Here is a 21358-nt window from a genome sequence, read left to right as displayed (position 1 = left end):
GGCCGAAGGCGCTCCCCTGCTAAGGGAGTATGGGCTTTAACTCCCATCGAGGGTTCGAATCCCTCCTTCTCCGCCATCATACCAACAAAAAAACCGCACTCGTTGCGGTTTTTTTGTATCTGCAATTTGAGCGATTATTTGAGCTATTCTAGTTTAATAGCAATTAGTACAAACGTTTGGCTGTCTGCATCTGCGTTCAATTACAGCTATTCGGCTTGAATTAGTTTGCTAAAAAACGCGCTAAGTAAATTAACTTCTTATTTTTATTGCACTCAAGATAAAACCTACCAGTTTTAATTTCCTTTTCTATACTCTTTATTATCAACAATTATTTTTATTATAAACCGCAGTAAATATGTGGGATTTCAACTTACTGTAGATATTGTCTACCTAGTTTCTTGCAATCTATATCGACTCATAATCGTGATATTTGCAGGTGTCTGTACATCTAAGACAAAACTTTTCTACCTTAAGTGAAATGAGTGAGCTTTGTACTTCGCTCTATCCATGAAATCACGTCCATAAATTTACGTGTAATTGGGCTTGATTACTATTTGTACTCGTGTAGGTTGAAATAACCCTTGGTAATTTGTCGTAATCACTTTGGAAGTCGCTTTTGCGCAGAGTGGACACAGGTTTGTTTTCAACAAATGTGTTTAAAAGAACGGAGATCTTATATGGCATTGCTTCAAAACCATGCGAAAAAAAAGTGGGCTGCAATTTCACTTGTCGCCAGCTTATTTTCTGCTTCCGCTATGGCTGCTGATAAACCTAATATTTTGGTGATTTGGGGAGATGATATTGGCCAGTCAAATATCAGTGCTTATACATTTGGAATGATGGGTTATAAAACACCCAATATTGACAGTATTGCTAAAGAAGGCATGATGTTTACTGACTATTACGGCGAGCAATCTTGTACCGCTGGCCGCTCTACATTTATTACAGGTCAAAGTGTATTTAGAACGGGTTTATCTAAAGTGGGCATGCCGGGCGCGGATGTCGGCTTGCAAGATACTGACGCCACGATAGCCGAGATCTTAAAACCCATGGGTTATGCTACCGGACAATTTGGTAAAAACCACTTAGGCGATCAAGATAAGTTTTTACCGACTAATCATGGTTTTGATGAGTTTTTTGGTAATTTATATCACCTCAACGCTGAAGAAGAGCCTGAAAATATCGATTACCCGAAAGATCCTGAGTTTCGTAAAAAGTTTGGTCCACGAGGTGTAATTAAGTCTTCAGTGGATGGCAAAATTGAAGATACCGGTCCATTAACTAAAAAACGTATGGAAACGGTTGATGATGAAACCGTTGAAGCTGCAATCGACTTTATGGAACGCAAAGTAAAAGCTAAAAAACCTTTCTTTGTATGGTGGAGTGGTACACGTATGCACTTCAGAACCCACGTAAAACCTGAATTACAAGGCTCTAGTGAATTAAGTAATTATGCCGACGGTATGATTGAGCACGATAATCATGTCGGCCAACTTCTAGCGGCTGTTGATAAACTCGGTATTAAAGATAATACCATCGTATTTTACTCAACCGATAATGGCCCGCATATGAACACTTGGCCTGATGCGGGCACAACACCATTTAGAGGAGAGAAGAATACTAACTGGGAAGGCGCGTATCGTGTACCAGCAATGGTGCGTTGGCCTGGAAATATTCCAGAGGGTAGTGTATCGAATGACATAATGCATCATATGGATTGGATGCCAACTTTCGCTGCGGCAGCTGGTGATAGCAAGGTCAAAGAGAAACTGCTTAAAGGCCATAAAGCGGGGAGTAAGACCTTTAAAAACCATCTTGATGGCTACAACTTTTTGCCTTACCTAACAGGTAAAGATATGACGCCGCCTCGTGAAGAGATCTTCTACTTTACTGATGATGGTGACTTAGCTGCGTTACGCTTTAAAAACTGGAAATTAGTGTTTATGGAGCAGCGCGTAGAGGGGACATTATTGCTTTGGGCTAATCCATTTACGGTATTACGTTTACCTAAGATCTATAACTTGCGTATGGACCCTTATGAAAATGCCGACATTACCTCAAACACTTATTGGGATTGGATGCTAGATAGGGCCTTTATGTTAGTGCCTGCCCAGGCATATGTGGCTAAATTTTTGGAAACATTTAAAGAATATCCGCCTAGCCAAAAAGCGGCGAGCTTTAGCTTAGATCAAGTGATGGAGAAACTACAAACTCCGCCAAGTAAGTAAAAGCGTTAAAGATTAAGGGCGTTCGCGCCCTTTTTCTATTTTAGCGCCTAGTTGGCGCTGGTTTTAGATTAGAAAGTCGATAAAGGAATATGCGTCTATGACTGGCTCACAGATAAGTGGTCAACAGGTTTATCAGCAACTTCAACAGCTACAACTGGCTTTATCACAGCAGGTGCTTGGCCAAGAGCATGTTGTTAAAGGGCTCGTTTTGGCCTTACTTGCTAATGGTCATGTGTTGCTAGAAGGCTTACCTGGTACAGCCAAAACACGCTCCGTTAAAACCTTGGCTGAATTATTAAATTTATCCAATGGCCGTGTGCAATTTACGCCGGATTTGCTTCCATCTGATGTTATTGGTTATGAGGCGCTTTCTGCAACAAATAGCAATCAAATAGACTTTAACCCAGGCCCAGTGTTTAACCACATTTTGCTCGCTGATGAAATTAACCGTGCACCACCAAAAGTTCAATCAGCGCTGCTCGAATCAATGGAAGAACGCCAAGTCACTGTGGGTAATACAACCCATGCGATGCAAGAAGTTTTCCTAGTCTTAGCCACGCAAAACCCCATAGAGCAAGAAGGCACATACCCGTTACCTGAAGCGCAAATGGACAGGTTTTTATTTAAAATCATCCTTGAATACCCTGAAGATGACACTGAGCTGGAGATTATTCGTTTAACACGAGGCCAAGAGTCAACAACGGACTTAAGCGCTCTTATTATTGATGATGCGGATAGCTTAATTAGATCTGCCAGAATGATGGTTCATCAAGTTTACCTGTCTGAGAGCATTGAGAAATATATCGTAGCGCTAGTGATGGCGACAAGAAAGCCTGAGCGCTACCCAGACAGTGACTTATCTGAGCATATTAAAGTGGGGGCTAGTCCGCGAGCGTCTATTGCGTTAGATAAAGCATCTCGTGCTCATGCTGTTTTAGAAGGGCGGGATTATGTTGATCCAGACGATGTGCGCGCTGTGGTTTTACAAGTATTGAGTCATCGTATTAGTCTTTCTTACGCCGCTGTTGCAAAGGCTAAAACCGCGCAGGATGTTGTAAGAGAAATCGTGCGAGTGACACCATTGGTATGACGATAAAGGATGAACGGGTTTATACCAACTTACAGGCGTTGTTAGCACTTAGATCCCAAAGCCAACAATTGTCGTTATCACCTAAGTATCGCCCAGCCGGCATGTTATCTGGCCGGCATGCATCTAATGTAAAAGGGCGCGGATTAAACTTTGAAGAGCTACGCCAATATCAAGCGGGTGACAATATTCGCCAAATCGATTCACGAGTTTCTGCGCGTCTAGGTAAACCCTATGTACGGATATACTCAGAGGAAACCGATCGTCCGGTTCATATCGTTATCGATCAGCGTCTCGCTATGTTTTTTGGGAGCCAATGTTTTACAAAATCTGTGGTTGCCGCGCAAGTGGCAGCAATGCTTGCATGGCAAGCGTTTGAAAGCGGTGATCGCGTTGGAGGATTAGTGCTTGGCCCGCAAGATTGTACTCAGATTGACCCCAGGCGCTCTCAAGATAATGTTATACGGTTTTTAGAAGCCATCGTTCGCGCTAACAATCAGTTAGATTTGGCTGATAGTAAACTTTCACAAAACTCTCCCTCATTGCTTTCGCAGGCAAGACAGCTTATCGCACGCTTAACCAGTCAAAGTGTAATGCTGCTCATTACTGACATTGAAGGTATTCAAACTCAAGAATTTGCTGAGTTAGAGGCATTGTCTCAACGGGCTAACATCATACTTTTTATTGTGCAGGACTCGTTAGAAGATGACTTATCTCGTGCACACGGTTTGAGTGTGTCTCATGGAGAACAGCAGGTAAACATCCAGTTTAATGATGATAGTCAGCGAAAATATGGTCAGTTATATCAGCAGCGATTAACTAGCCTGGAGCAATGTTTGTTAAGCAGTGCGTTGCCGGTTGGGGTGCTCAATACAACAGAGCCAGCGATAAACCAATTAATGCATTTGCTTAGCGGTGAATTGACATGAATCAGTTAGCTCAGTTGGTTGAGATCACTGCACCAGATCCAATAAGTTGGTGGCCATTAGCTCCAGGTTGGTATCTGGTGTTACTCGTACTTTTAATTATCGTTTTATTTGTGTCTTGGAGGCAAAGGAAAGCATGGCTTAGCAATCAATATCGCCGAAACGCCATTTTCGAAACCCAAAAGCTGACTTATTTAGAAGCTAACCAATTAAATCAGCTACTTCGTTTGGCAGTGCTGCGGGGCAGTTTGGAGGGAGGAAACAAGGAACCTCAGCTTAATGTAACCGGAAAACAATGGTTTGAGCTGCTTAATAGTTTGGGGCCTAAAGATTTATTTACTCAAGAGCAAGTGGCGCAACTGGAGTACCTTAATTATCACAGCAGGCAAGAGTCTGCTATGGCGGACATTTTTGTTGCTCAAAGTGTAGCTGCTGACTCTTCTATTGCAATCAAATCTAAACTGTCTAGCAAGCTTAACAATTTATCGGAAACCGAATTTGAGCGGCTAAAAAACTTGTCAATTAAATGGCTAAAGGAGCACAAGTTTGAGCATCTCTCTTGAGTATCCTTGGTTACTGATTTTAGTTATTTTGCCATTGTTTATTTTTAGGTTTTCGCCTGCCTATTTACAACCCTCAGCTTCAATATATTTGCCTTTTTTCGCTCGTTTAATCAGAGCTACGGGGCAATCGCCAACCTCGGGTAATCAAATACAGCAGCGTAAACGGGTCCAAATGTTGGCGCTACTTTTAAGCTGGTTGCTGCTGATTGTTTGCCTTGCTCGTCCTGTATTGCTCGGGGAGCCAATATTTGTTGAAAAAACCGGGCGAGACTTAATGGTGGCGGTTGACCTGTCACAATCAATGGAGCAAAAGGATTACCAATTAGGTGATGAAACAGTATCTAGATTAACGGCGCTAAAATCTTTATTAGTGTCTTTTTCTGAGCAGCGTAAAGGGGACCGTTTAGGGTTAATTGTTTTTGGTTCTGGTGCCTATTTACAAGTCCCTTTTACTGAAGACTTAACCCTGTGGCAGACATTGCTAACACAAATGGATACCCAAATGGCGGGACCAGCAACAGCAATCGGTGATGCCATTGGGCTTAGTATTCGAGCGTTTGAAAACTCAACTACTGAGCAGCGGGTTTTACTATTGGTAACAGATGGCAGTGACACCAGCTCTAGGCTTGATCCCGTTGACGCGGCGCGCGTCGCGGCTACAGATGGGATCCAAATCTATACCCTAGGTATGGGGTCAATTAATACCGTGGGCGATGACAAGGTTGATTTTAACACCTTAAATAAAATTGCAGTAATGAGTAACGGTAAGTCGTTTGAAGCAAGTGACAGTAACGCTATTGCAAAAGTGCTAGCCCAAGTAAATGAAATTGCACCGGCATCTTATCAACAGCAAAGTTACCGAGCTAAAACAGATCTTTACCCATATTTAGTTGGGCCGATGCTCATCTTATATATCTTAGTTTGGTCAGGGCTTGCATTGGCCTCATTTGTGGCGAGGCGCGAAGCGGTAAAGTATGAGTCGGTTAATCCTGCTGCGACTAAGGTTTCAGAGGCTAGCGAAAATAAGCAACTCGCAGATAGCTTGAAGGAGGGAGCTTGATGTTGGTTAATTTTCAATTTGCGGCTCCCTATTGGTTATGGTTGTTTATTCCAGTTTTGGCGCTTATGTATGGTTTATGGCGTCAAAGAGTAAATCAGCAACAAGCAGGGCAAGGGATTATTGCTGCACATTTGGCAGCGGTATTTTCGGTACAAAATCGTCAGCGGGCAAACAACAGCCCTATTTTACTCACTTTGCTTACTGCAAGCCTTATTATTTTGGCCTTGTCCGGCCCAAGTTGGTCGACTAGTGATGGTGATAAAATTAAAGCGCCGTTGGTGGTGGCGTTAGATCTATCCAGCTCTATGTTAGAAAGTCAGCAGGAGCTTACTCGGCTTGAGCGTGCTAAATTGATGATTACTCAGGTGCTTGCTCAAGCAGGTGCAAGGCCAATTTCTTTGGTTGCATTTGCTGGTAGCAGCCATCAAGTGCTGCCTCCGTCAAAACAATATCAATTGCTTACCCTCTATCTTGGCTATATGCAGCCAGAAGTCATGCCTATTGATGGAAATAATCTTAATTCTTTGGTCACTGTAATCAGTTCTATGTCAGCGGCCAAGGACTATGGCTTTGATATACTTTTAGTAACTGATGGCGCGAATAGTGATAGTAACGAGTTAACAGCTTTTCTTAAACAGCAAAATGCCGATGGCATTGTAGCTGCGTTAACGCCGTCTGCTGAAGGGCTCGCAAGTGAACTGAACCTCGCGTTAATTTCAACTCAGCAGTTAACTCGCAACCCTCAAGAAGTGGCAGAGCAAGTAACAAGGTTAACCGCCAATGCAATCGCTAAATCAAGTCTGTTGGTAAATCATGGTTACTGGTTACTTTACCCTGCAGCCTTATTATTACTGCTGTTTTTCCGCAGAGGTTTTAGCCTGTATTGGACAGCTGCAATAGTACTGAGTATTAGTTTATCGCCCACTCCCGTGCAAGCTCAAACGCATTGGCTTGACTGGTTTATGACTGCCGATCAACAAGGGCAATTTTATTTTAATCGTGATGACTTTAAAGAGGCTGCCATTAGGTTTAACGACCCAGAGTGGAAAGCGTTCGCGCACTATAAAGCGAAAGAATACGCTAAGGCAGCCAAGATATACCGAGAGTTAGATTCATCTGAGAGTCTATTTAATTTGGCAATGAGCTATACCCGAGGGCGCAACTATAGCAAGGCGCAGCAACTGTATGAGTTACTTCTTGAAATAGACCCGGATAATCAAGCAGCCGAAACCAATTTACGCGTTGTTATTAACCTTATTCGAGACATAAAGCAGCTAGGGGAAAGCCAGCAAGAAGAAAATCCTCCTGAGTCGATAAATCCTAATGAGATGACTGATAGAAACTTAGGCGCCGACAAGCAAACCGTAGGCAAGATTGAAGTAACCTTACAAAAACTGTCTGTGGCGGAATTATTGCGTAGTGATAGCAAAAAACAGCAATGGCTTAGAGACATTAGCAAAGATCCACAGCAGTTTTTAGCCGCTAAATTTCAGGCTGAATATAATCAATCTATTAGCGTAGAAGAAGATGCAAAAGATCCAAGTGCGCCGGAGGTCAATGTTGATGACTAAAGGTTTAGTCGGCCGCTGCAGTTGTGTTTATTCAAGGTCTCTTAGCTCCCTTGGGTATATTAAGACTATTAGATTTTATTCACCTTTTACCGCAGCAGTATGTTTATCGTGGTTTGTATTGCTAGCATTTAGTTTGTTAGCCAATTTGCTTGTCGCCGAGCTAGCCTTTGCTGAAACCGATGCTGAACATGGATTTGAGCCTCAAGTCCTAGTGAGCCGTGCAGAAGTAAACCCTATTGTCGGGCAAAAGGTGTTACTTAGGTTTGAACTGCTAGTTAATGGCTTTTTTAATGGCGCGACAGAGTTCGAGTTACCGTCTATGTCGAGTGCTCGCCTAGCTAAAGCTTCTGATTTTGCGATTAACGGCAGTAAACGAGTAGCAGGCAAAACCTTAGCGTCACAAATTTGGGATGTTGAGCTTTACCCTGAACAAAGCGGATTAATTGGAGTGCCTAATATTGTGTTTGCTATTCACTATGTTGATGCAGACTCTGGTAAATCTTTGTCACGAACAATAGTGGCAGAGCCCATGTTAGTTTTTGCTTATCTACCCGAATCACTAAAAGGGACTGCTGCTTATATAGTGTCAGATAATGTGCAGGTAGAAGATAATTGGTCAGAGCCAAAAAGCGAATATCAACAAGGAGATATTATTAAAAGGACGCTAATCATAACCGCGGATGATACGCCAGCAAGTCATATCCCTCCGTTTCATGCCAAGATCGTTGATGGCATAACCCTCGTAGTTAAAGAGCCGCAATTAGAAAATGAAAATAATAGAGGTGAGAGTCGCGGTCAAATAACTCAAGAGCTGACTTATATTATTGATAAGCCGGGCGACTATGTTTTGGGAGGCGAGGTTATCTCTTGGTGGCAGTTAGGCGGTGGCTTGAAGCAGAATCGATTAGAGCAAAGATATGTGGCTGTTATAGGTTTTAGCATCAAAAATGGTTATCAGATTTTATTGCTGCTTTTAGGTTGTGGGCTTTTGGGGTTAATCTTATTTTGGATAAGAACTCGAAAATCAACTTTGTATAAGCAAGCCAAGCATGCCCTTGCCGTTAAAGATTGGCTATTATTTATTAGCTTAATGTACCGAAAGCATGATGAATCTGTATCGCCATCAAGACTAAAGCTGCAACTGCAATCAGAGGATAATGCCAAGCAGGGTCGTAAGGTTGAAAAACAAACTGAAACATTAAATAGGCTCTTTTATTATCTTTTTTCAAAGAATTCCGCCGTGGAACTTAAGACAACTCAGCGGCATTCGCCAAATGAAAGTAGGGTAACTAACCATGCTAGTAGCACTGAAACTAATGATATCGACAAAAATAGTAGCGAGTTTAAAAGCAAAGAAGGAAAGTTACCGAGTAAATCAGATTTGACTAAGTTGCTCAAAGCTACCTTCAAACAGTAGTTTAATTACTTGTCATAAAGCTAGTTTAAACCTGGACTTAAAAAGCTCTGTTAACGACAAATCGAGCAATCCGTATGTTTCAATGCTGCTCTAAGTACGAACTTTAGTTCTACTCGCATCACTTCTAATCATTTTCTTTTTATCGTTTGGTTAACTCTACGCCTATGTCATCTGGTGAATCGAGTATATAACTTGTTAAATTTCTCCCCAGTGTTAGCACCACCTTGCACTTTTATCATGGCGATACTCGCTTGCCTTTTGCTTAGTCACGGCTCCATGCCAAAAACGTCTAATTATGAAATTCACATTTCAAATATCTGAAGTGCCTGATTTATATGACTGTTGCTACACAATGCTTTGGTGCATAAATTTTCATTTAGCATCGTTATCAAATCTCTGTTCTATTTTCTGAATTCATTTTCCACTAAAACTGCTGTTAAATTACAAAGAGTTTGCCGTAAAAACGAGTATATTGATGAATCTTCATTTTACGGCCTTAATTGGTATTGATTTGTTAGTCAGTGCGTATTAATGATCGCTTTTATGGTATGACCAATTTACAAATGGCTCGCTATTTTGTTATAGATTGGTTATTGTTTTTATTGTTGTTCATCATTTGAGCGTAAAGCCGCATCTAAAATGAATGGAATAAAATGCATAATATGTGAATGGTAAGTGAATATTTATTGGTGGTTTGCCTGTTTATTCACAACAAAATGCCAACGAGAGGATTAGATGGCTTCAATATCTGAACAGTTATATGACGCGCTAGGGATCATGGTACTAGGTATGGCCCTAGTATTTATTTTTTTGAGTTTTCTTATTTTGGCGATGAACCTAGTCGCTAGAAAGTTTGGACCAACACCACAAGCCGTCAATGCTGCACCAGTGGTACAGCCAAAAGCAGCTGACACGAGTGTGAGCCCATTAATGACTGCGGTGATCACTGCGGCAATTCATCAACACCGTAAAAAAGTATTATAAAAAGTAGGGAGTATTTGTATGATCAAGCCATTGGCTTTAACTGATGTGGTCTTAAGAGATGCGCACCAATCTATTCTCGCTACTCGTTTGCGTACCGAAGATATGTTACCTATCGCACCTTTGCTCGATAAGGTTGGTTTATGGTCGATAGAGTCTTGGGGCGGCGCCACTTTTGATTCTTGTATTCGCTACTTAGGCGAAGATCCATGGGAGCGTATTCGTGAACTCAAAAAGGTCATGCCTAATACGCCACAGCAAATGCTACTACGTGGACAAAATCTACTAGGTTATCGCCATTATGCTGATGACTTAGTACACCGTTTTGTTGAGCGTGCTCATACTAATGGCGTTGATGTATTCCGTGTATTTGATGCTATGAATGATGTGCGTAACCTTGAAGCAGCTGTTAAATCGGTGATTGAGGTTGGCGGCCATGCACAAGGTACGCTTTCTTATACGACTAGCCCTGTCCATAACTTAGATACTTGGGTTGATATGGCCAAACGTATTGAAGATATGGGTTGCCACTCATTATGTATTAAAGATATGGCTGGTTTGCTGAAACCCTTTGAAGCCTTTGAGCTAATTAGCCAAATTAAGTCACAAACTGATCTGGTTCTTTCGTTGCATTGCCATGCAACAACAGGACTAAGCACTGCGACTTACCAAAAAGCGATTGAAGCGGGTATTGACGTACTTGATACTGCAATTTCGTCAATGAGCCAAACTTATGGTCATAGTGCGACCGAAACATTAGTGGCTATGGTAGAAGGCACTGACCGTGCAACTGGTTATGACATGGATCTACTAGAAGAGATCGCTGCTTACTTTAGAGTTGTGCGTAAAAAATACGCTGCATTTGAAGGTGAGCTAAAAGGTATCGACTCACGTATTTTACGTGCACAAGTACCTGGCGGCATGCTAACAAACATGGAAAGTCAGTTAAAAGAGCAAGGTGCTGGCGATAAGCTTGATTTAGTTCTAGAAGAGATCCCGCGTGTACGTGAAGATTTAGGCTTCCTACCATTAGTTACCCCAACGTCTCAAATTGTTGGTACTCAGTCAGTAATTAACGTTCTAACTGGCGAGCGCTATAAGTCAATGACTAAAGAGACTGAAGGCGTATTAAAAGGCGAGTACGGTGCGACTCCTGCGCCAGTTAATGCTGAGCTGCAACAGCGCGTATTAGCGGGTAAAGAAGCAATTACTTGTCGCCCAGCAGATCTACTTGAAGCTGAGCTTGATAAGTTGCGCATTGAGCTAAAAGAGAAAGCTGCAGCTGAGGGGATTAAGCTTGCTGATGAACTGGATGATGACGTATTAACTTATGCATTATTCCCACAAATCGGTCTTAAGTTCCTTACTAACCGTAATAATCCTGATGCATTTGAGCCAAAACCTGAAGTCGCTGCTAAGGCATTAGAAGAAGCGAAAAAAGCAGCAAGTCAGGAAGGCCCTGAAACTTACACGGTAACTGTTCAAGGTCAAAGTTTTGTTGTTGAGGTTGCTGAAGGCGGAGATATCAGCCAAATCACACCAACCGAAAATGTTGTGCCTTTTACTGCTCCTTCGGCATCAGCATCGGCACCTGTGGTAGATTTATCGGCAGTTAAGCATGAACAAAATGCACCATTGTCAGGCAACATTTTCAAAGTTCACGTATCGCCAGGTGACACAGTAAAAGAGGGTGATGTAGTGATTATTCTTGAAGCGATGAAGATGGAAACTGAAGTCCGCGCTGAAGCCGATGGGGTGATCTCCAAGGTTTGGGTGAAAGAAGGTGACGCAGTAGCTGTTGGTAGCCAATTGTTGGCATTAGCTTAGGAGTCATCATGGACGGATTAATTGCATTTTGGGCTGAATCTGGCATTGCTAACTTTGAGGGCGGCCAGTTGCTCATGATGGGTGTAGGTTGCATATTGCTGTATCTAGCAATAGCGAAAAAATTTGAGCCATTACTGCTACTGCCTATTGGTTTTGGTGCCATATTGGCCAACATTCCTAACGGTGGATTTACTGACGAAGGTGGTTTACTGTATTTCGCCTATTACGTCGGTATTGAAACCGGTATTTTCCCGCTACTGATCTTTATGGGAGTGGGAGCTTTAACAGATTTTGGTGCGCTTATTGCGAACCCTAAAATGTTATTGTTAGGTGCTGCGGCGCAGTTTGGTATTTTCGCGACTTTGCTTGGAGCGATAGCGCTTAACTGGATCCCAGGTTTTGATTTCTCAATGACAGATGCTGCAGCCATCGCCATTATTGGTGGTGCAGATGGGCCTACAGCGATTTTCTTGGCCTCCAAACTCGCACCTGAATTACTTGGCGCTATTGCGGTTGCTGCGTACTCTTATATGGCATTAGTACCGTTAATTCAGCCGCCAATCATGCGCTTGCTAACGACTGAAGCTGAACGCCAGATTAAGATGGAGCAACTGCGTGAGGTTAGCAAAACGGAGAAGATTATCTTCCCGTTGATGGTGCTTGGACTAACGATTTTGTTCCTGCCTGCTGCAACGCCACTGGTGGGTATGTTCTGCTTAGGTAACTTAATGCGCGAATCTGGTGTTGTTGATAGATTATCAAGTACAGCGCAAAACGAGCTTATCAATATCGTGACTATTTTCCTTGGTCTAGCGGTTGGTTCTAAGTTATCTGCAGAGCAATTCTTACAGATGGAAACTTTAGGTATTTTAGTCCTTGGTGCTGTTGCATTCTCTATCGGTACCGCTTCAGGCGTATTAATGGCGAAAGTGATGAGCAAACTATCCGGTGGTAAGATTAACCCATTACTTGGTGCCGCAGGTGTATCGGCAGTACCAATGGCAGCTAGAGTGGTTAATAAAGTAGGCCTAGAATCGAATAACCAAAACTTCTTATTGATGCACGCAATGGGACCAAACGTTGCGGGTGTACTAGGTAGTGCGGTAGCGGCTGGTGTTCTACTTGCTGTTTTGGGGTAAACCTTATTAACTAAACTTCTACAAAGTTATTTGTTTTTGAAATCAATCCTGTACTGCCAAGTACAGGATTTTTTTTGCCCGCAAGCTAAATAATATGTGCTGTTGACTATACTAAGGCTTAATAAAAGTAATCAGTATAAAGACTTGTCTGTTTAGCGGGCATCTAGCTGTACCCATTCGCAATGGAGTGCGATTATATGAATGATAACTTCAACAGTATTATTCGCTCACTACAAACGGAATTGAAGTATGTGGCGATTTTCAGTTTTTTTGTCAATTTATTGATGTTGGCGCTGCCCATCTACAGCTTGCAATTGTTTGGACGTGTAATTGCTAGCTCTAGTTACCACACCCTGATTAATTTAACCCTAATCGTTGTTTTTCTTTTACTTATTCAAGCTTCTTTAGACTTTGTGCGTAATAAGTTATTGCAACAAAGTGGTTTGAAACTTGAGATGCGCTCAAGCTCATTATTGGTTAATGAAGCCATTCAGGAATCAGCCCGTCAAGGTGGAATAAGCAAACAAAGCTTGCTAGATGTTCGTGAAGTGAGAACGCTGTTATTAACCCCATCTACCAGCGCAATTTTCGATGCCCCATGGGTGTTGGTATTTTTGATTGTGCTATTTGGCTTGCATCCGCTACTTGGTGTAACAGCTACCGTCGGCGCAGTGATTTTATCATTACTGGCTTTTGGTGTTAAAGCTGCTGCTAAGCTGCCACAAGATGCCGCCTCTAAAGCTGTGATTGAAAGCAGCATGCAGATCAATGACATTTTACGTCATGCCAGTTCATTACAAGCGATGGGGATGGCAACTGATGTTGCTAAACATTGGCAGCAGGGGCATAAGCAACTACTTGGACTGCAGTGGAGCGTTGCCGACAAAGTCAGCATGATGTTGGTGCTTACCCGTTTAACTCGTACCTTGCTGCAAGTGGCCGTTATCGGTATTGGTGTGGGCCTCGTTTTGACTCAACAACTTGGTACCGGCGAAATTATTGCTGCTTCTATTATTCTCGGCCGAGCCTTGGCCCCGATCGAGCAAGCTGTAGGTTGTTGGAAGAACTGGGAGTCTAGCTATCAAGCTTACCAAAGATTAAAACTCGCACTAAAACCCAAAACCAATAAGCCAAAAACTTCGTTACCCGCTCCTCGCGGTGAGTTTTTATTAGAGCGAGTTAACTTTGTCATCAATCGCCACAATAAACCTGTGCTGTCTAACATTAACTTTAGGCTACAAGCTGGATTGTCTTTGGCAATTATCGGCCCAAGCGGTTCAGGTAAGTCGACGTTAGCTAAGTTGTTGATGGGAATAGTCGCACCGACAAGTGGCATGGTTAAGCTCGATGGTGCCTGTTTAAGTCAATGGAATGCTGATGAACTTGGGCGTTATATCGGCTTTGTGTCTCAAGATGTTGAGCTACTTTCAGGCACAGTTGCACAAAATATTTGCCGCTTTAGCGATGCCGACCCAAAAGACATTGTAGATGCTGCGCGTCTTGCTTGTGTCCATGAGCTGATTATTGCCTTGCCTAATGGTTATGAAACCCAACTAGGTGAGGCCGCCAACCAAATTAGTGGCGGTCAAAAGCAGCGGCTTGCACTGGCAAGAGCAATATTTAGCAAACCCAAAGTATTAATTCTCGATGAGCCCAACTCTAATCTTGATCCCGAAGGAGAAGTTGCCCTCGCAATTGTGTTGCAACACTGCAAGGAGCAAGGGATCACAGTGATCATGATAAGTCACAGACCTGGTTTTTTAAGGCAAATGGATTGGGTCGTATGTTTACGTGATGGCTGCATTGAAAAAGCCGGACCGAAAGAAAAGTTTATTTCTGATATTCATGAGATCAGTGAGCGCACCGAAAATGCGGTGCAATCTATCGACAAATCTGCCGCTAATCATTAAGAGGTGAATCATGGACGATATTACCGACTTTAATACCCGTAAAGTCATTACCTCTGGCATCGCAATTATTGTGTTTGCTGTGGGCGGTTTTGCTCTTTGGGCTGGGTTGATGCAAATTGATGCCGCGGCTATTGCGCCCGGTAAATTGGTGGTTGAGTCGCAGCGCAAAAAAGTGCAGCACTTGCACGGTGGACAGGTAAAACAAATTCTTGCGTTTGAGGGGCAGCAGGTTGAAAAAGGTCAGACACTGATTGAGCTAAGTGATATACAAGTTGAGGCCGATTACCAACGTATTTTATTAAAGACTCTTAGCGCGCAAGCGCAAATAGATAGATTAACTCCCTTGCTAAATGAAGCTGAAATCGGCAATCAAACACAGTTAGTTTTTTCTCCTTTAATCCGTTCTCACCAAGAAAAGCCTGAAATTAGCCAACTTATTGTGATGCAACAGCTGATCTTCGATCGACAAAAGTCAGACTACCAACTGCTTAACCAGCAATATCAATTCCAGAAAAACCAGTTAACACATAGCTTAAAAGGAACAGAGTTAAGAATAAATGCCACCAAAAAGCAGCTTACCTTAATCAAGGAAGAGGTAAAGATGAATGCCAGTCTGCTCGATGATGGCTTTGTATCTAAATCAAGGCATTTAGCCATTCAACGCAGTGAATCAGGTGTTGAGGGATTGCTTGCTCAACTGACATCAGAAGCAGAGGTGATTACTGCTCAACTTGGCGAATTAACCCAAACTCATGCAACAAGTCGCTCGCAGCGTCAACAAAAATGGGCCCAGCAACTGCAAGAGCAGCGTCAGCTTAGAGATGAAGGCTTGCATGCATTATCGGCCCAGAGTGATAAGAAGCAGAATATCAATATTACCGCAGAGCATAGCGGAACGGTTGTTGCTATGAGCATACATTCCATTGGCGCGGTGATATCACCAGGTCAGGTGTTAATGGAGCTAGTGCCAGAGTCAGATGAAATGATAGTTGAAGCCTATGTTCGTCCTGAAGATATTGATGTGGTGTATGTCGGCCTATCAACTCAGGTAAGGCTAACCGCATACGACAGCCGAGAAGCAATTCCGATGCAAGGCGAGGTTATTCACGTTTCCGCTGACCGTTTTTTTGCTGAATCAGCCGGGCAGCCTGAAGGTTATTTAGTTAAGGTCAGGCTTAATTTGGCTGACAGTCCGCAACCTAATATCAAACTCCATCCGGGGATGTCTGCCGATGTATTTATCGTGCTTCAGCCCCGCTCACTATTGGAATATTTACTCTCCCCACTAGGTCACTCTTTCGAGTTGGCATTTCGAGAAAGTTAATTGAAAACAATACTTAATTGAAGAGGATTTTTGTCATGGACGGTAGCAATCAAAATGATTTGTTAGTAGGAACAGCAACAGACGATCACTTAGAAGGACTGGAAGGCAATGACATTATTGATGGCCGAGCTGGTGATGACTACCTAGTAGGTGGTGCGGGTGATGACAATATTTCAGGCCAAGAAGGGCAAGACTTTATTCTGGGTGATCAAGGGTTAGATCAACAATCAACCACGCCTGTGGTTGAAACCGCAGAAACAACGGCTTGGGGTGTAGCGCAGACGGTATTTACTGCAGGTAATACTTTAAGTCCTATTACTGATAACTCTCCTGCCACCCAAATCATTAATATTGGTGGTCATGTTGGTAGTGCTGGTAATAACTTTAACTTAAATGTATCCGTGCCTGCTGGTAGCCCCTTGTTGGATGCAGGTACAGAACTGACCGTAAATATTCTTATTCCAGATGCCAACGGGGAAATGGTTATTGCAACCACAGGAACGGTGACACAACTTCCCGACGGCACTATTCAAATTAACTTTGAGTTGACTCCAGAACAATTAGATTCGAGTGGTGATATTCAGTTGCAGTACCTTGCGAGTGGGTTAGAGCCTAATGAGGAAGTGGTTATCGACTCGGTGGAACTCGTCGCACTAAACACTTATGACGACATCTTAGATGGCGGTGTTGGAGATGACCATTTAATGGGCCAGCAAGGTGAAGACACCTTATATGGCGGAGAAGGTGATGATCTGCTTGATGGTGGTATTAACAATGACAAGCTTCATGGCGAGGCGGGTGATGACTTGTTGATGGGCGGACAAGGCGATGACTTACTTACCGGCGGGGAGGGAGCAGATACCTTAATGGGTGGTGATGATGCCGATTCACTTCATGGTGGTAGTGGCAACGACACGTTAATGGGAGAGCTGGGGGATGACACCTTATATGGCGAAGAGGGTGATGATTTACTAATAGGTGATGATGGTCAAGACACTTTATTTGGTGGAGCAGGACATGATCAGCTATTAGGCGGTAAAGGTGCTGATGAATTAACGGGTGGCGAGGGTAATGACTATCTGCAAGGCGATGAAGGTCATGACGTGCTATCTGGTGGCCAAGGGAATGACACAATAGTTGCAGGTAGCGGTGATGATGTATTGCAAGGTGATGAAGGCGATGATCTTTTACTGGCAGGCACGGGAAATGATGCGCTTGCAGGCGGAGACGGCAATGACAAACTATTTGGTGAGCAAGGAAACGACACCCTAAGCGGTGGCGATGGCAACGATGAATTACATGCGGGTAGCGGTGACGATGTACTAACTGGTGGCACAGGTGACGATGTGCTTTTTGGTTACTCAGGTGCCAACTTACTTGATGGTGGTACAGGTAACGACACCATTTATGGCGGTAGTGATAGCGATACGATTATCGCTGGCGAAGGGGATGACTTGGTATATGCCGAATCAGGTGATGACAAGATTGATGGCGGATTAGGTGATGACGCTTTATATGGTGGCGATGGCAATAACATTATAGATGGCGGAGAGGGCCACGATACCATTTTCGCTGGAGATGGTGATGACAGCCTAACCGGTGGCAGCGGTGATGACACCATTTACTCTGGAGATGGCAAGAACAGCATAGATGCTGGCGAGGGTAACGATACTGTTTATGCTGGTACTGGTGAAGACAATATTGATGCTGGTAGTGGTGATGATGTGGTATTTGCTGGCGGTGGCAATGACACTGTGATTGCAGGAGCGGGTCACGACACCATATACGCTGGCGCTGGTGATGATGTGTTAGCTGGTGGTGAGGGTGATGACACTATCTACGGCGAAGATGGTGATGATCTCATTAGCGGCGGTGGAGGTAACGATACCTTGTATGGTGGGGCTGGGCGCGACAGGCTCGAAGGCGGCAGCGGAGATGACAGCCTTAGCGGCGGCGAAGGCGATGACATTTTGTTATCAGGTTCAGGTAATAACTTTGTTGATGGAGGCCAAGGTGATGACAATATTACTGCTGAAGATGGTGATGACGTACTCATTGGCGGTGATGGCATTGATAGCATAATCGCTGGGGCGGGCAATGATATCGTGGATGCAGGCTCTGGTAACGATAGCATTGACGCTGGAGAGGGTAACGATACTGTTTATGCCCAAGGTGGTGACGATACTGTTGTTGGTGGATTAGGTAATGACTTACTTCACGGTGGTGTTGGTAATGATCATCTTGATGGTGGAGAAGGCGATGATGCTCTTTATGGCGATGACGGTGTCGATACGCTTGTTGGCGGATTGGGCAATGACATGCTTGATGGTGGAGCCGGAGCTGACATTCTTCAAGGGGGCGAAGGTAACGACACTTTAATTGGTGGCGCAGATGATGACAAATTATCAGGTGGAGTTGGCGACGATATTTTAGTCGGTGATGGCGGTGATGATGTGTTATTGGGTGAGGCGGGCGATGACACCATCTATGCAGGTTCAGGCGCTGATATCCTTGAGGGCGGTGATGGTAACGATAAGTTATATGGCGGTGCTGGTAACGACGAGCTAAGAGGCGGTGCTGGTTATGATGAGCTTTATGGCGGTGCGGGTAACGATACCCTATATGCGGAAAACGAAGCGGGTCTACTTGCCGGCGGTGAAGGTGATGATCGCTTAATAGGCGGTACCGCAGACGATCAGCTTTATGGTGATGCTGGTAACGATACGATTACGTCAGCCGAGGGTAATGATTTAGTTTTCGCTGGTGAAGGTAACGATAATGTCGATACGGGTATCGGCAATGATACTGTTTTTGCTGGCGGTGGTGACGACATCATAGATACCGGCGACGGCGATGATAAAGTCTTTGGTGAAGACGGCAGCAACACTATTAATACTGGGGCGGGTAAAGACGAGATCTACGGCGGTGTGGGGGCTGACACGGTATTTGCGGGCAGTGATGACGATGTAATCTATGGCGGTGACGGTAACGATAATCTGCATGCTGAGGGCGGAGATGACTTTGTCGATGGCGGCACTGGTGATGATGCTATTAGCGGTGGCCTTGGTGTCGATACATTATTTGGTGGTGATGGCAGTGATACCATTAGTGGTGATGAGGGCAACGACTTACTGTTCGGCGGTGAGGGCAACGATAGCCTCAGTGGTGGTGAAGGAGACGATCAGCTTTATGGTGAGGGCGGTAACGATACCCTAGCGGGTGGTGTGGGTGACGACCTGCTATTTGGTGGTTCAGGTAAAGACAAGCTAGATGGCGGTGACGGAGATGATCAACTCTTTGGTGATGACGGCAACGATACTATCGTCGGCGGTTTAGGTACCGACTTTATTGATGGTGGTAGTGGTAATGATGATATTGATGGCGGTGAAGGCGACGATATTCTTTTAGGCGGCGATGGTGATGACACCATTGCTGGTGGTGCTGGAGCAGACAAGCTATTTGCGGGAAGCGGTAATGATCACTTATTAGGTGGTGATGGTAATGATGAGCTGCACGCTGAGTTTGGTGATAACACTTTAGATGGTGGCGAAGGTGATGATGTATTGTATGGCGGCGCGAATAACGACACCTTAATTGGCGGTGAAGGTAAAGATTATATTGAATCACACCAAGGTCATAATATCGTTGATGGTGGTGCAGGTGAAGATATCATTATTACTGGCAGCGGCAATGATCAAATCGCAGGCGGCGACGATAACGATAGTATTGCAGCGGGTAACGGCCATAACGTCATAAGCGGTGGTGCAGGTGATGACAATATAGTTGCCGGCAGTGGCAATGACATCATAACCGGTGACGATGGCAAGGATACTATTCACGCTGGCGAAGGTAATAATCAAATTAGTGGTGGCAGCGGAAATGACAGCATTGTAGCAGGTAGCGGCAACGATATAATTTCGGGCGGAGAGGGCAATGACACCATCAATGCAGGCAATGGCGATAACCAAATAAGCGGTGATGATGGCAACGATACCATTGTTGCCGGTGCGGGGAGCGACATTATTGCTGGTGGAGCCGGTGATGACTCGATTCGAGCCGGCGATGGGCATAATACTATTACAGCTGGACTTGGTATTGACTCAGTAATTGCGGGTTCTGGTAACGACAATATTTCCGGTGGCGATGGCAATGACGTCATTGATGCTGGTGCCGGCGATAATGTATTAAGCGGTGATGCTGGCAATGATACCTTGGTCGCTGGTGGCGGAAATGACGTGCTTAGTGGCGGCGAGGGCAATGATAATCTTAATGCTGGTGATGGTAACAATGAGCTTTCAGGTGGCGTTGGAGACGATAAATTAGTCAGCGGTTCCGATGCTGATTTACTAGACGGTGGTGACGGTAATGACTCTCTATCATCGGGTAGCGGTAACGACCAACTCTTTGGTGGTGCTGGTAACGACACGCTAAGTGGCGGCTCAGGCGATGACATGCTGTATGGTGAAGCTGGAAACGATAAGTTAACCGGTGGCGGCGGTCATGATCAGCTGTTTGGCGGTGAAGGTAATGACAAACTAATTGGTGGCGGGGGCAATGACCAACTGCATGGTGATGCAGGCCATGACCAATTAAGTGCTGGTAGCGGTAACGACTTATTATTTGCCGGAGAGGGGAACGACACCTTAGATGGCGGTAATAATGATGATGAATTATATGCGGGCAGCGGCGATGATAAGCTAACGGGCGGCAGTGGTAGCGACAGCTTATTTGGTGAGGCTGGTAGCGATACCTTAGACGGTGGAACTGGCGCTGACTTAATGTTTGGCGGCAGCGGTGACGACACCATAGTATTTGACCGAGACGACTTTGGCAGCAACGCCGATGGTAGCATGAACAGTGACAGCTTTAGCTACGATGGCGGTGACGGTTTTGATGTGCTGCAAGTTTCAAGTAGCAATAATGAAATTATTGATATGACAGGTGCCGGCATTCAAAACATGGAGGCCTTTATTGTTGAAGATGGCGTCACTGATATTCAGTTGATGTTGTCGCTCGATAAAATCTATCAGCAAAGTGACGGAGACGGCATTGCATCGAACGATGCTGATGACCCGTTTGAAAATAACTTCTTAGTTGTCGGTAGCGAGAACTTAGATTTATCGGGTGGAAATTGGAGTCAATCTGAAACCATGCTAACCAGCCAAGATATGGATGATGAACTGCGAGAAAAGTATGAAGCTGAAGGTGTCGATATTGACACCCTACAAGGCTTTATCTTCTCTAGTGACGAGGGCGATGTCGTCATTTGGAGTGATATCGACCTGTCAGATATCTCGCTCAATGACGAAGCCCTAGGTTAGCAAG

At 44.2% G+C, this 21358-nt stretch carries 13 protein-coding genes; all 13 read left to right on the top strand.

All coding sequences use genetic code 11. The annotated features are described in order from the left end of the window. Window positions 1-755: 755 nt before the first annotated feature. The 13 genes from MSG37_RS01260 (at window position 756) to MSG37_RS01200 (ending at window position 21354) form a co-directional block, all read left to right on the top strand. Window positions 756-2228: an arylsulfatase gene (locus MSG37_RS01260; RefSeq protein ID WP_248469129.1), complete on the top strand. Its 1473-nt coding sequence runs from the start codon at window positions 756-758 to the stop codon at window positions 2226-2228. Between the two features lie 97 nt (window positions 2229-2325). Then, window positions 2326-3318 carry a MoxR family ATPase gene (locus MSG37_RS01255; RefSeq protein ID WP_248468758.1) on the top strand — a complete coding sequence of 331 codons (993 nt, stop codon included), beginning with the start codon at window positions 2326-2328 and terminating at the stop codon, window positions 3316-3318. Continuing rightward, window positions 3315-4244: a DUF58 domain-containing protein gene (locus tag MSG37_RS01250; protein WP_248468757.1), complete on the top strand. Its 930-nt coding sequence runs from the start codon at window positions 3315-3317 to the stop codon at window positions 4242-4244. The genes MSG37_RS01255 and MSG37_RS01250 overlap by 4 nt, the downstream gene beginning before the upstream one ends. Further along, window positions 4241-4804 (top strand): DUF4381 domain-containing protein, encoded by a 564-nt coding sequence (locus MSG37_RS01245; RefSeq protein ID WP_248468756.1) that lies wholly within the window; start codon window positions 4241-4243, stop codon window positions 4802-4804. The genes MSG37_RS01250 and MSG37_RS01245 overlap by 4 nt, the downstream gene beginning before the upstream one ends. 172 nt (window positions 4805-4976) lie before the next feature. Continuing rightward, on the top strand, window positions 4977-5864 hold the full coding sequence (locus MSG37_RS01240; RefSeq protein ID WP_248468755.1) for a VWA domain-containing protein: 888 nt from the start codon (window positions 4977-4979) through the stop codon (window positions 5862-5864). Further along, window positions 5864-7435 (top strand): VWA domain-containing protein, encoded by a 1572-nt coding sequence (locus tag MSG37_RS01235; RefSeq protein ID WP_248468754.1) that lies wholly within the window; start codon window positions 5864-5866, stop codon window positions 7433-7435. The genes MSG37_RS01240 and MSG37_RS01235 overlap by 1 nt, the downstream gene beginning before the upstream one ends. A gap of 319 nt (window positions 7436-7754) precedes the next feature. Next, complete coding sequence (locus MSG37_RS01230; RefSeq protein WP_248468753.1) at window positions 7755-8852, top strand: hypothetical protein; 1098 nt, start codon at window positions 7755-7757, stop codon at window positions 8850-8852. A gap of 735 nt (window positions 8853-9587) precedes the next feature. Next, entirely contained in the window at window positions 9588-9836 is a 249-nt protein-coding gene (locus MSG37_RS01225) for an OadG family transporter subunit (RefSeq protein WP_248468752.1), read from the top strand. Between the two features lie 18 nt (window positions 9837-9854). Beyond that, window positions 9855-11660: a sodium-extruding oxaloacetate decarboxylase subunit alpha gene (gene oadA / locus MSG37_RS01220; protein WP_248468751.1), complete on the top strand. Its 1806-nt coding sequence runs from the start codon at window positions 9855-9857 to the stop codon at window positions 11658-11660. Between the two features lie 8 nt (window positions 11661-11668). Then, the gene (locus MSG37_RS01215) at window positions 11669-12799 is read left to right on the top strand and encodes a sodium ion-translocating decarboxylase subunit beta (protein WP_248468750.1); all 1131 of its coding nucleotides are present in this window, start codon (window positions 11669-11671) and stop codon (window positions 12797-12799) included. A gap of 197 nt (window positions 12800-12996) precedes the next feature. Next, entirely contained in the window at window positions 12997-14709 is a 1713-nt protein-coding gene (locus MSG37_RS01210) for a type I secretion system permease/ATPase (RefSeq protein ID WP_248468749.1), read from the top strand. A 10-nt stretch (window positions 14710-14719) separates the two neighbouring features. Then, window positions 14720-16033 (top strand): HlyD family type I secretion periplasmic adaptor subunit, encoded by a 1314-nt coding sequence (locus tag MSG37_RS01205; RefSeq protein WP_248468748.1) that lies wholly within the window; start codon window positions 14720-14722, stop codon window positions 16031-16033. Between the two features lie 35 nt (window positions 16034-16068). Then, a complete protein-coding gene (locus MSG37_RS01200; RefSeq protein WP_248468747.1) occupies window positions 16069-21354 on the top strand; it encodes a calcium-binding protein in 5286 nt (1761 codons plus the stop codon). Window positions 21355-21358 lie beyond the last annotated feature (4 nt).

The organism is Shewanella sp. 1CM18E (assembly GCF_023161665.1).
In the GTDB taxonomy this organism is placed as follows: domain Bacteria; phylum Pseudomonadota; class Gammaproteobacteria; order Enterobacterales; family Shewanellaceae; genus Shewanella.
This window is presented reverse-complemented; position numbering and strand designations above follow the sequence as displayed.